The organism is Enterobacter huaxiensis, assembly GCF_003594935.2.
GTDB lineage: Bacteria > Pseudomonadota > Gammaproteobacteria > Enterobacterales > Enterobacteriaceae > Enterobacter > Enterobacter huaxiensis.
The window spans coordinates 1,898,533-1,910,502 of the sequence record NZ_CP043342.1 but is presented as its reverse complement, the minus strand read 5'-3'; the positions used below and the strand labels follow the sequence as shown (position 1 = coordinate 1,910,502).

11 protein-coding genes are annotated in these 11,970 nt (G+C 58.8%); all 11 read right to left on the bottom strand.

Annotated elements, in window-relative coordinates:
- Positions 1-20 precede the first annotated feature (20 nt).
- The 11 genes from cheZ to D5067_RS09055 all read right to left on the bottom strand — a co-directional run bounded on the left by cheZ (position 21) and on the right by D5067_RS09055 (position 11,640).
- Positions 21-665, bottom strand: a complete 645-nt coding sequence (gene cheZ / locus D5067_RS09105) for a protein phosphatase CheZ (RefSeq protein WP_119937207.1) — start codon at positions 663-665, stop codon at positions 21-23.
- Positions 666-675: 10 nt separating this feature from the next.
- On the bottom strand, positions 676-1,065 hold the full coding sequence (gene cheY, locus D5067_RS09100) for a chemotaxis response regulator CheY (RefSeq protein ID WP_010432528.1): 390 nt from the start codon (positions 1,063-1,065) through the stop codon (positions 676-678).
- Between the two features lie 16 nt (positions 1,066-1,081).
- Positions 1,082-2,131 carry a protein-glutamate methylesterase/protein-glutamine glutaminase gene (locus tag D5067_RS09095; RefSeq protein WP_119937206.1) on the bottom strand — a complete coding sequence of 350 codons (1,050 nt, stop codon included), beginning with the start codon at positions 2,129-2,131 and terminating at the stop codon, positions 1,082-1,084.
- On the bottom strand, positions 2,128-2,997 hold the full coding sequence (cheR, locus tag D5067_RS09090; RefSeq protein ID WP_119937205.1) for a protein-glutamate O-methyltransferase CheR: 870 nt from the start codon (positions 2,995-2,997) through the stop codon (positions 2,128-2,130). The genes D5067_RS09095 and cheR overlap by 4 nt, the downstream gene beginning before the upstream one ends.
- Positions 2,998-3,016: 19 nt before the next feature.
- A complete protein-coding gene (gene tap / locus D5067_RS09085; protein ID WP_119937204.1) occupies positions 3,017-4,618 on the bottom strand; it encodes a methyl-accepting chemotaxis protein IV in 1,602 nt (533 codons plus the stop codon).
- 44 nt (positions 4,619-4,662) lie between these two features.
- Entirely contained in the window at positions 4,663-6,330 is a 1,668-nt protein-coding gene (gene tar, locus D5067_RS09080) for a methyl-accepting chemotaxis protein II (protein ID WP_119937203.1), read from the bottom strand.
- Positions 6,331-6,413: 83 nt separating this feature from the next.
- On the bottom strand, positions 6,414-7,379 hold the full coding sequence (locus D5067_RS09075) for a Csu type fimbrial protein (protein ID WP_119937202.1): 966 nt from the start codon (positions 7,377-7,379) through the stop codon (positions 6,414-6,416).
- Positions 7,376-9,760 carry a fimbria/pilus outer membrane usher protein gene (locus D5067_RS09070; RefSeq protein WP_119937201.1) on the bottom strand — a complete coding sequence of 795 codons (2,385 nt, stop codon included), beginning with the start codon at positions 9,758-9,760 and terminating at the stop codon, positions 7,376-7,378. The genes D5067_RS09075 and D5067_RS09070 overlap by 4 nt, the downstream gene beginning before the upstream one ends.
- Positions 9,736-10,497 carry a fimbrial biogenesis chaperone gene (locus tag D5067_RS09065; RefSeq protein WP_119937200.1) on the bottom strand — a complete coding sequence of 254 codons (762 nt, stop codon included), beginning with the start codon at positions 10,495-10,497 and terminating at the stop codon, positions 9,736-9,738. The genes D5067_RS09070 and D5067_RS09065 overlap by 25 nt, the downstream gene beginning before the upstream one ends.
- Positions 10,498-10,513: 16 nt before the next feature.
- The gene (locus D5067_RS09060; RefSeq protein ID WP_119937199.1) at positions 10,514-11,059 is read right to left on the bottom strand and encodes a Csu type fimbrial protein; all 546 of its coding nucleotides are present in this window, start codon (positions 11,057-11,059) and stop codon (positions 10,514-10,516) included.
- 8 nt (positions 11,060-11,067) lie between these two features.
- Positions 11,068-11,640 (bottom strand): Csu type fimbrial protein, encoded by a 573-nt coding sequence (locus D5067_RS09055; protein ID WP_119937198.1) that lies wholly within the window; start codon positions 11,638-11,640, stop codon positions 11,068-11,070.
- Positions 11,641-11,970: the final 330 nt, after the last annotated feature.

Genomic DNA, 11,970 nt, shown 5'->3' with positions numbered 1-11,970 from the left:
CCTGAGGGTCATCAGCACAATCAGAACCCAAGGCTGTCCAGCAGGTCGTCCACCTGATCCTGGCTTGCCACAACGCCCGCTTTGGTGGCGTCGAGCTGTGGGCCATTGAGCAGGCTTTCGTTCTCGCGTTTTGGACGGGCGGCCGGTTCAGGGATGTTTTCCAGCAGCACCATCAGCAGCTGGCGCTCAATCTCCTGGATCACATCCATCATGCGTTTGATCACCTGACCGGTCAGGTCCTGGAAATCCTGCGCCATCATGATGTCCAGCAGCTGGGCGTTGGTGAAGCTGGTGTGGCCCGGTACATCGCCCAGGAACTGGCGGGTATCGGTTACCAGCTCGCGCGCATCGGCCAGCTCGATAGGGTTTTCAAACCACTCATCCCAGCGCGTGGTCAGCGCTTTCGCGCCCTTCTCCATCGCATCCTGGTGCGGCTGTGAGGCTTCAACGCTGTTTAGCGCGCGCTCGGCCGCCTGTGCGGTCATCTGCACAACGTAGTCCAGACGGTCACGCGCATCCGGAATTGCTTCCGCTGCTTCGGCGATGGCCTGGTCCAGCCCCAGCTCGCGCAGGCTGTCACGCAGCATGCGCGTCAGGCTGCCAATGCGGGCAATAATGTCGCTGGGTGAATGTTCTTCAACGGGTTTCATAGCAGGTTGCAACATATCCATCACCTCACATGCCGAGTTTCTCGAAGATCTTGCCGAGCTTCTCTTCCAGGGTCGCGGCCGTAAACGGCTTCACCACGTAGCCGCTTGCGCCCGCCTGTGCTGCTGCAATGATGTTCTCTTTCTTCGCTTCCGCCGTCACCATCAGCACCGGCAGGGAGGCCATACCGGCATCTGCACGAATGGTTTTCAGCAGTTCCAGACCATCCATGTTCGGCATGTTCCAGTCGGAAATCACAAAACCAAAGCCGCCTGCCTGCAGTTTGTTCAGCGCATCCACGCCGTCTTCTGCTTCTTCAACGTTGTTGAAGCCCAGCTCTTTCAGCAGGTTGCGCACGATGCGACGCATGGTGGAAAAGTCATCCACAACCAAAAATCTGAGCTCTTTGTCCGCCATAAAACTACACTCCTCTTTAAATACGTATTGCCTGTCCGGCACTGATTTTCGCCAGCATCTGCTGGCTTACCTGGCTAAGATCGACCACTTCGCTCACGCCACCCATATTGATGGCCTCGCGCGGCATGCCGAACACCACACAACTTGCTTCATTCTGCGCAATCGTCCAGGCGCCAGCCTGGTGCATTGCAAGCATTCCGGCGGCACCATCGTTGCCCATCCCCGTCAGGATCACCCCAACGGCGTTGCGCCCCGCATGTTTCGCCACCGAATGAAACAGCACATCCACCGACGGACGGTGCCGGTTAACCGGCGGCCCGTCATGAATTTTGATTTGATAGTTCGCGCCGCTGCGCGACAGTTCCATATGCTTGTCGCCCGGCGCGATATACGCATGGCCCGGGAGCACGCGCTCGCCGTCTTCCGCCTCTTTTACGCTGATCTGACACAGTTTGTTCAGACGCTCGGCGAAGGAGCGGGTAAAGCCTGGCGGCATATGCTGGGTAATAAGAATACCGGGGCTTGAGAGCGGCAATGGCTGGAGTACATGGCGAATTGCCTCTGTTCCCCCGGTTGATGCACCAATCACCAGCAGTTTTTCCGAGCTGAGTAACGGGCCGGCCTTCAGGGTCGCCGGCGCGGCCATCGGCTTGTGCGCCGCCAGCTTCGCGCGCGACGCGGTGCGGATCTTCTCGGCGATCATCTCGCTGTATGCCAGCATCCCTTCGCGAATGCCCAGCTGAGGCTTAGTGACAAAATCCACCGCCCCCAGCTCAAGCGCGCGCAGGGTAATTTCCGAACCTTTACCGGTCAGGGAGGAGACCATCACCACCGGCATCGGACGCAGACGCATTAATTTTTCCAGGAAATCGATGCCGTCCATGCGCGGCATTTCAACATCCAGCGTCAGCACGTCGGGGTTATATTTTTTGATTAAATCCCGCGCTACCAGGGGATCGGGCGCTGTCGCAACCATCTCCATATCGCTGTGGCTATTGATAATTTCAGTCATGATCTGGCGCATCAGCGCCGAATCATCGACAGACAATACCCTGATTTTACTCATGCTTTTTCCTTACTCAGCGCATAAACCGTTTGCCCACGCAGGCTAAACTCACGCGCGAGGTTGCTGAAGTTTTCCGAGTGCCCGGCAAACAGTAAACCGTCAGGCTTGAGCAACGGAACAAAGCGACGCAGGATGTCCTGTTGCGTCGTTTTATCAAAATAGATCATCACGTTACGACAAAAGATCGCGTCAAATGGCCCAGGCACGTTGTACTGCTTGTCCAGCAGGTTGACCGGGGCGAATTCAACGCAGTTCGCCAGCTCCTGGCGTACGCGCACCAGCCCTTCATGTGGCCCTGTTCCGCGCATGAAATAGCGCTGAAGCTGCTGAGGCGACAGCGTTTTTAGCTCGTCCTGGCGGTAAACGCCGTTGCGGGCTTTTTCCAGCACCTCGGTGTCGATATCGCTGGCGTACACTTTCCAGCGGCCCGGCGTCATCCCCAGCGTGTCGGCGAGGGTAATCGCCAGCGAGTACGGCTCCTCCCCGGTTGAAGCCGCCGCGCTCCAGACGCGATACTCCCCCCCGGTGCGGCGGCGCGCGTGATCCGCCAGTACCGGGAAGTGGTGCGCCTCACGGAAAAAGGCCGTCAGGTTAGTGGTCAATGAGTTGATAAAAGCCTGCCATTCGGCGCTGTTCTGGTTCGCTTCGAGCATGCTCAGATAGCGGCCAAAATCATCCAGCCCCAGCGTGCGCAAGCGACGCACCAGACGGTTGTAGACCATGTCTCGCTTATGATCCGCAAGCACGATCCCCGCACGCTGGTAGATTAACTGACATATCCGACGAAAATGCGCGTCGGACAGCGCGAGGCGCTGTGTCATCTGTAACAATAATGACGTTTGCCCTGTGGGCGTGGGTGATGTCATAGCGCCTTCTTAATCACATTCAGGATACAACTGGCACGGCCTGCGACCGCCCGACTTCTGTTACTGCTTCAACGTGCTCTTTGACATTAAACACCGCCACCAGCCCGGTGAGATGGTCAGCCTGGTTTGCCAGCTGATCGGTTGCCGCCGCCGCTTCTTCCACGAGCGAGGCATTCTGCTGCGTCACCTGATCCATCTGGCTGACCGCCTGAGCCACCTGCTCGATCCCACGGCGCTGTTCATCGGACGCCGAGGCGATTTCGCCCATGATGTCGTTAACGCGCGTCACTGACGTCACGATCTCGGTCATGGTTTTTGCCGCCGTATCCACCAGGGCAGATCCCTGCTGGACGCGGGAAACCGACTCTTCAATCAGCCCTTTAATCTCTTTCGCTGCGTTAGCGCTGCGGCTCGCCAGGTTACGCACCTCCCCCGCCACAACCGCAAAACCACGCCCCTGCTCGCCTGCTCGCGCCGCTTCGACGGCGGCGTTGAGTGCCAGAATGTTGGTCTGGAACGCTATGCCGTCAATCACGCTAATAATGTCGCCAATTTTCTGTGAGCTGGCGGCAATGTCCTGCATGGTGCTGGCAACGTGGGAAGCCTGATCGCCCCCTTTCTTCGCCGTCAGGGCGGCCTGCTTTGACAGGTCCGACGCCTGGCGCGCGTTGTCGGCGTTCTGGCTCACCGTCGCCGTCAGCTGCTCCATGCTGGCCGCCGTCTGCGCCAGCGAGGCCGCCTGCTGCTCGGTTCGCGATGAGAGATCGTTATTGCCCGCCGCAATCTCCGAAATCCCGGTGTGCATGGCGTAGCTGCCCTGGCGCACGTCGGTCACCGTTTCCCGCAGCGATCCCTGCATTGCCTTCAGGCTGGCAAAAATCGCCGAAATTTCGTTCTTGCCGTACACCGCCACCGGACGCGCCAGGTTGCCCTTCGCAATGCTGTCGAAGTGGCTGCTGATGATGGCCAGCGGCTGCACAATCATCCTGCGCGACCAGAACAGTGCCCCGCCCGTGAGCAGCGCCGCCAGGATCACCATCGTGGCAAAAATCACCCCGGACATGTGGTAGCTGGTTCGGCTGTCCGCCCCTGCACGTTCAACGAACTGATTAATATCCTGCTGCCAGGCGTTAAAGCTGCCATCGAACGCCGCCTGAGAGTCTTGTACCGGCGCGGTCAGGAAGTCAGAGAGCTGGTTGTTCTCAAGCCAGGTGGCCTGGTGATCCAGATCGCTGTACCACACGTCGAAGTTTTTCTTCATGGCGACCTTCAGCGCCTTTCCTTTCTCACTCACCGCGTCCTGCGAGATAAAGGCTTTAAACTGCGCGTCGGCCTGCTTCAGGCTGCCGCGCGCCACCGCCATTAACGCTTTGATATCATCCGGCGGATAGCTCAGCGCGGTCAGCGTTCCTGCTTTGTTCAGCGCGGTGCTTGCCTGCAACAGCACGGCACGCGTCTGTGCCAGTGCGGAGCGCTGTTGATTACTCGTCTCGACTTCCTGCAAATTCTGATAGCCATCGCGAAACGCCCAAAAAGACAACCCGTTACTGCCAACCTGCAACACACCACACAGGATCAGAATCAAAAACAGTGTGGTCGAGATACGAATACGATTTAACATCCACGCTCCCAATAAGCGGCAAGCAGCCGCGGTTTAAATATCAGTCAAAATGTTTCCCAGTTTTCATCTTGTCCGGTCACCGCTGCGCGCGTGCGTGATGCCCCAGGCGCGGCGATTGTCTCAGCGTACGAGGCACGCGAGCTGACCGTATTTGTAGGTTTGGAAGTAAGACGAAACGCCGAGACGGCCATCTTCAGACGGCTCGCCTGGTCCTCCAGCGCAGCGGCCGCCGCGGCGGACTCCTGCACCAGCGCGGCGTTTTGCTGCGTCACACGATCCATTTCCGATACCGCCAGGGCGACCTGGTCAATACCACGACTCTGCTCATCCGATGCAGAAGCGATTTCACCCATGATGTCCGTCACGCGCGTGACGGCATTCACGATGTCATTCATGGTTTCACCCGCACTTTCCACCAGCACCGAGCCGGTATCCACGCGTGAAACGGAGTCTTCAATCAGGGCTTTGATCTCTTTCGCCGCATTGGCGCTGCGGCTCGCCAGGTTACGCACTTCACCGGCCACCACGGCAAACCCACGCCCCTGTTCACCGGCACGCGCCGCTTCAACGGCGGCGTTGAGCGCCAGGATATTGGTCTGGAAGGCGATGCCGTCGATGACGCTGATAATGTCGGCAATTTTCTTCGAGCTGTCGGCAATGTCGTGCATGGTTTTGACCACCCCGTCCACCACGCGTCCCCCGCGCTGCGCCGTCTCAGAGGCGCTTTCAGCCAGCTTCGACGCCTGACGGGCGTTATCGGCGTTTTGCTTCACGGTGGCGGTCAGCTGTTCCATGCTGGCGGCAGTCTCCTCCAGCGCAGAAGCCTGCTGTTCGGTGCGGGACGAGAGATCGTTGTTACCCATCGCGATTTCGCTGGTGCCGGTGTAAATCGCATCCGAGCCGTTGCGCACGTTGGTGACGGTATCCATCAGCGAGCGCTGCATATGGTCCACGCTGTTTGCCAGCTCGGTGATCTCATTACGCCCGGAAACCGTCAGCGTTTTGGTGAGGTCGCCGCTGGCGATATCGCGGATGTGCGCAATAACGCGCCCAAGCGGGTTAAGAAGGATATGGCGAATGCCGTACCACACGGCCATCAGCACGATGACCAGCGCCAGCGCGAGGATCGCCATCTGCCATTTGGCAAAGCGGTAGTCGTTCTGGCTTTCCGTAAAGGCCGAATGGTACAAATCGCTGCTGGCCCTGGCGTACTCGCCCAGCGCCGCGCCGAGCGCGTTTTGCATACCCTGCGTCGGCTGTGCGAAATAGGCATCCATGTTGCCGCCTTCAAGGAACTGAATAAGCTCCGTCAGGCCTGCAAAGTAGGCGTTGAATTTTTCATCGATGCTGGCGCTCGCCTGCTCCATTGCAGGCTGCGGGGCAATCTTTTTGAAGGCGTCGTAATGTTTTGCCGCGTCCGCAAGCGTCGCGCGCGCGTTTTTCAGCAGATCCGTTTTCGCACTGCTCTGCTGATTGTTCGGATCCATCATCATGCGGGCGGAGGAGCGGCTCAGGTTGATGCGCGTTTGCAGCATCAGATCCCACGTTGTGGTGAGTTCACTCTGCTGCACGCGCAGGTCGTTCGAGGCCGCGAAGCTGTCCTGGTTTTGTTTTAACGACGAGAAAAAGAGGCCACCGGAAATAAGCTGAAGAAGTGCGAAAATGACCAGCACCATCATGAGCATTGTGACAACGCGGATACGGTTCAACATACAACACCTTCTCATAGATTTATTAACGGTGTTATCGGCACAGGCCACAGGAACTTTACATTTGCGAAAGGGAAAAGCGTGGGTCAGAACGTGACGTCGACGATCAGCGTGTCGGTATAGGTTCCGGCGGGGGGCGTTGCCTGGCTGGTGAGGACTTTGGCGGTGTAGTTATAGGTACGCAGTAAACCGTCGGCGCTCAGCTGCGACGAGGCCGAACTGGCCCAGCGTTCGGTACCGCTGCCGCCCCAGCGGTTACCGCTTGCTTCTTTATAGATGTCGTAACTCATATAGTTGGTGCCGCTAACCATACGACGTACGTTGTTTAGCGCGTTGGCACCATTGTTAATACCGATGGTGTAGGTGCTGCCCTTGGTGCAGGTGACGGCGATAGCCTGTGACACGGTGGGGAAATTTTGCACCAGCGGCGCGCTGTTGAAGTTCACGTCAGGCGTGGTCATCGCGCTGCAGTCGTTGGTGACGTTCATGTCCACCGTAATGCTGGTGTTGGTGGTTCCGGTTTGTTGCCCTGACAGGCAGAGGTTGAGCACCCCTGTGGAGCAGACGCTGTAGGTGATGCTAAAGTTGAGCGTCACCTGATACGGCCCCGCCGTGACATTCTGGCCTGCAACGGTGCGGAAATAGAGTGGAATATTATATTGTTTGCCGCCAATCAGATTTAACAGCGTGCTGCCGCCCCAGGTATAGCTTTTCGTGGTCTGCACTTCGCTACTGCTCGCGCAGCCAGACTGCCCGCACAGGCGGATCGGGACTACGTCGGTGATGGTTGCGTTGTCGGTACGCTTCATGGTCGCCCGACCGTTGGCTGAAACCGACGCCGAGATGAAGTTAAGCGTCACCGAATCGCTGGTGAGCAGGTTCAAAATCGCATCGCAGGCCACAACCAGCGTGCCGGTGGTTGCCACCTCCCCGGTGCCGCTGAGCGCGAACGAGGTGACGCTGCCAAACGAGGCATTCACCGTACTCACGTTACAGGCCGCCCAGCTGCCGCCGGAGAACAGCAGCAGGAGCATCAGCAGCAGACGTTTCACCGTCCCCCCCGGCAGGTCAGCGGGCCGTAGGTTTGCAGCTTATGCTCCGGGTTTGCGCCAATGGTCAGCGACGCCGTGCAGCGTTTTCCCGCGGGCGTCGTCACGTCCAGTAGATTCACATCGCTGAGATTTTCCAGCCAGGCAATACCGTCATAGCCCACCACGGCGGTGCTCTGCGAGGCGCGCCTCACCTGGCTTCCTACCGGGATCGCCTGCCCCTGCGCATCATGGAGGATCACGCTGGCCACCCGCTCCTGCTCCATCGGAAAATCCACCAGATAACCGCTGTTGCGGCGGATCGCCACGCGCCGCTCCGTCTCCTTCAGCCGGGTATCGGCAGGCAGATTCAGGGTATTAATGCTGTAGCTTGCCGGATAATAGGCCGACACGCCGCTCACCAGCAGATAGCCGTTACGATTGGTTTTACCGACGGGCTGGTTTTCGTAGCTGACGGGCACGTCCGGGTGACCGTCGGTGCTGATCACCACAAACGCGTCGTTGATTTTATTCGCCGCGAACAGTTCGCCGTCCATCAGCACAATTGAGCCCATCGCCTCGCCCCACCACGTCATCATGTCCTGCTCGCCGTACCCGCCGCCCTGCAGTTCAATATTGCTGTTGCGCCAGCCCAGCGTGCCCTGCTGGTAGTTTTTGCGCTGCGACTGGTTCGCCCACGCCATGTTCCAGCTCAGGCCACCGTCGGACGGCATCGAGTGGTTATAGTTGATGCGCTGCGTGCTGCCTGCATCCGGGGTGTTTTCAAAGGTGACGGCGGCACTGTCACGTTCCCCCAGCGGCACCTGCAGCGACATCGCGACCGTCCAGTCGCCCCGCTGCTGGTCACGGCTGGCCGCCAGGTAAATGCTGCTGGAGCCCCACAGGTTGCGGCTCCAGGAGAGGTTAAGCAGCTCCGTTTTCTGGCTGTCGAAGCTTTCGACGCCAATCCAGGCCGCGCCGATGCTGCCGTACTGTCCGAGGTTGAAGGTCAGAGAGTACTGATCGGTATTGCGGCTAAAGCTGGCAATAGGCCTGTCGTTTTCATCGTACACCGTCGGCTGGTCGTACAGCGCCAGGTTGCCAAAGTCGCGGTTGCGCCGGGTATGCTGGGTCGCGAGGCTGAATTCACTGGTGCTGTACTGGTATCCCCAGTTGATTTGCCCGCCGTCGTCGCCGCGCATTCGGCTGTGGCTGTAAGAGGAGTTCACGACGCCAAAGCGGCCAAGCTTCACCACCGTTCCCGCGCCGCCGAGGGCCAGCTCTTCCGCACCCTCAGCGTGGCCTTCAAGCGTTAGCCAGTCCGTCAGGCCATACCGATACGATCCGCTGCCTGCCGCCGGGCCATAGTCGAAATTCTTAATACCATAGTTGCGCCGCAGGCTCCCCAGGGTGACGGCGCCGTCGCTCAATCCTTGCTTGAGCAAATCGCTGGTGACATAGAACGGCAGCGTCGTGCTCACCTGGCGTCCCAGGGCATCGGTGGTGACCAGCACCGCGTCCCCGGCGCCGTTGATGTAGGGCAGATTGGTAAGCGTGAAGGGGCCGGGCTGAAGCTGTGTGGAACCCGAACGGTAGCCGTTGATAAAGAGATCGACAGACGTCGGCACCGCCGCTTCACCCGAGAACGCCGGCAGCGGCCAGGTCACCAGATCCGGGCGCAGGGAAAAATCACGGCCGTAGCTAATCCCGCCCATACGCACGCTGCTGCTCCAGCTCAGGGCATCGCTGATAACGTCACCGGCGGTCCAGGTGGTGGCGTCATCTTCATTCGTCATCAGCAGGGTAGTGTCATAGCGCACATAGCCTTCCTGCTGCCCGCTGCTGCCGCTGAAGTTTTCTCGGGCATAGCCGGTAGAGGAAAACGAGCCGTTGTCGTTGAAATAGCGGAACTCATGCCAGAGCGACGCCTGCCCGCCAGCGTGCTCGGTACGGTTGGTATAAAAATCGTAATTGAGCAGCGCCCCGCGGCCATAGTGGGGTTTGCTCTGCGCCGTCTGTCCGCTGAAGGAGGTGACGCGGGATGAAACCCAGTCGCGGGGCACGGTCATCAGCAGGCGCTGTGCGGCGCTGTCATACTCCACGCGCACCTGCGCAAGCGTGGACAGATTGACCTCTCCGTTCGGCACGCGCTCAGGCGGCAGCCCGGCGCGAAGAAGATCGGCGCTGGAGATAAAGTAAGCGCCGCTGCGTTGCGTCACCGGCACCACGAGACCAGTATCATAGTGGTTCAGCACGAGGGCGAGCTGGAAAATCGCCTCATCGTTCACCGACCGGGCCTCCGGGGGCGGCGGCAGGCTGTCATCGCCGGGCTCGGCCCAGGTGCTGGTACTGACGCAGAGCAGGATTATCATCGCCGGTTTCAGTTGACGGGGGTCGACTGCCATTGCGTATCCCTGGCATTAATCTGCGCACTCATCCGGCTGGGCTGGCGAATTCCTGTCGGTATCGGCCAGCTGCGGGTGCTGTTGGGCAGGACATAGCCCAGCAGTCCGTCGGCAACCGTGCGTTTCTGCCCTCCCTGCTCCAGCGCCACCTGGCTGAGCCTGACGTGTACATCCCCCTTGTTACGCACCTCGAGCGCCGGGTGACCGCCTTCCTGCGTCACCCGCCAGCTCAGGTTTCTCGTCTCAACAAAGGCATGGTGCGCGCCCTCGGGTATTGTCGGAATGCCTTGTCCGTAGACAAAGAGCGGAATGGAATAGCGCATCTGCAGCTTGAGGCCGATGGTGGGGTCGGCTTTAGCGTCGGGCTGGGGGATCTCATCCACGATGATGCGGTACGCTTGCTCAACGCCCATCGGGATGGAGCCCTGCTTAATCAGGCGAATAAGCTGCTTGCTGCCCTTTCCGATGGTGACAATCGGCGGGCTGGCGACCACATCCTGCTGTGCGGTATAGCGTTCATATCCCCCCTCCTGCTTCCAGCGTACAATGCGCACCTGCATTGTCGTGGCGCTGTTTCCCTGATTTTGGATCCATAGCTCCGTCGCTTTGGCATCGGCCGAGAGCCACGGATCGATAGGCCATAGCAAAATGGTCGCCGCCGCACGCGCCTCGCTCGCGGCAACGGCCGTTACGCCCAACAGACTGACCAGGCAAAACCGCCTGAATAATGGCTTCATCGATGCTCTCCCTTTATCACCATGACAAGGTCACGGTGAGCTGATCTGAATACGAACCTGCCGGGCTGAATCCGGTCAGAAGCGCCACGCCAAACAGTGGCAGCGCAATGTTGTTGCTGTTGGTATAGGTCACCGGAATGGCCTGGTTAACCCCAATCTCGCTGTTCGCCGCCAGCGAACTGCTGCTGTAGAGGCGGTAGCCCACCGCGTCGGCTGCGCCTGAGCGCGTCATTCGCCGAACGGAGGCGTAGTTCTGCCCCCCGTTTATGCTCATGCTCAGCGCCACCCCCGGCGTACAGGCGATGGACAGCGCGCCGTTGGGGACAAAACTGGTGCTAACCGGAGCGCTTTCTACCCCGGTATGGGTGCCAAAATCCAGGGTGCCGTAAACCCCGCCGGTGCCGGTGGTTATTGAGCAGCCCGGCACCACGGTAGCGCTGACCCTGAAGGACTGTGACGTCACCGCCCCGGCGATGGGGGCTAACATCAGCCCCACCGCCAGCGCAAAAAAAGGGTGCAGGGATCCCTCTGCGCTTTTGCGCAGACGTAAAAATGCCTTCATGGCTGGAGCTAGTAGGTTACGCTGACGTTGATGGTGTCGGTGTAGGTTCCCGGTACAACCGTGACGCTGTTACCCCCTCCGGTTATACGCCCGTACAGGGTGTAGCTATTCACCCCTCCCGCCGTTGAGGCGATGGGCAGCGCCGCGTTGTTGGCGATGATGTTGTTAAATCCGCTGTCGCTATAGAGGCTATAGGCCACGCCCTGGGCCGCATTCGCGGTATTGATCAAATAGCGCGCGGGCGTGCCTGGCGTACCGACGACGGTGCCGGGGGCCGTGGCGTTGGTGTTCCCGGTGATCGCTACCGTATAGCTGGCGGTTGTACATTGAATGGTGAAAGTGTTCCCTCCGCTGGCCCCGGTCAGCTGGGTGGTCAGCGTGGAAAACGTTGCAGGATGGGTCCCGAAATCCAGCGTCCCGAAGTTGATACCGTTTTGGGTAGGCGATCCGTTGATCAGACAGCCGTTGGTCAACGTCAGCGTCGCACCAATCGTGCCGCTGCTGGTTACCGCCAGCGCCTGATGGACTGTCGAAGCCGTCAGCAGAGCACCTGCACATATCAAAAGGCGTTTTGTTTTCATTTACCACCCTCCAGAAGATGTTTCCGGTCAATTGCCATATTTTATTTATACAGCTCAATATGTTAGCCCCGCTAAACATTCCTCAGAGGGGGGTTACTCAGAATTTAGTTTATGGTTACCGCTTCAACCACTTTCCGCTTCGCCCCTAAACCTTTTGCGTTATTGACATAATATTTATTTAAAAAACAATAGATTATTCGTAAAAAGGGAGGTTATAAATTCTTTGCATTGAGGATATATCCACTAAAGTGTGATAAGCATCACAATATATCGTTGCGGCAACTACAACAAAACTAATAAAAATTAAAAAGGAGTTGTATCCCAACGCGC

Coding starts and splice junctions, on each gene's coding strand:
- cheZ (WP_119937207.1), bottom strand. CDS start 665: ATGTTGCAACCTGCTATGAAACCCGTTGAAGAACATTCACCCAGCGAC.
- cheY (WP_010432528.1), bottom strand. CDS start 1,065: ATGGCGGACAAAGAGCTCAGATTTTTGGTTGTGGATGACTTTTCCACC.
- D5067_RS09095 (WP_119937206.1), bottom strand. CDS start 2,131: ATGAGTAAAATCAGGGTATTGTCTGTCGATGATTCGGCGCTGATGCGC.
- cheR (WP_119937205.1), bottom strand. CDS start 2,997: ATGACATCACCCACGCCCACAGGGCAAACGTCATTATTGTTACAGATG.
- tap (WP_119937204.1), bottom strand. CDS start 4,618: ATGTTAAATCGTATTCGTATCTCGACCACACTGTTTTTGATTCTGATC.
- tar (WP_119937203.1), bottom strand. CDS start 6,330: ATGTTGAACCGTATCCGCGTTGTCACAATGCTCATGATGGTGCTGGTC.
- D5067_RS09070 (WP_119937201.1), bottom strand. CDS start 9,760: ATGGCAGTCGACCCCCGTCAACTGAAACCGGCGATGATAATCCTGCTC.
- D5067_RS09065 (WP_119937200.1), bottom strand. CDS start 10,497: ATGAAGCCATTATTCAGGCGGTTTTGCCTGGTCAGTCTGTTGGGCGTA.
- D5067_RS09060 (WP_119937199.1), bottom strand. CDS start 11,059: ATGAAGGCATTTTTACGTCTGCGCAAAAGCGCAGAGGGATCCCTGCAC.
- D5067_RS09055 (WP_119937198.1), bottom strand. CDS start 11,640: ATGAAAACAAAACGCCTTTTGATATGTGCAGGTGCTCTGCTGACGGCT.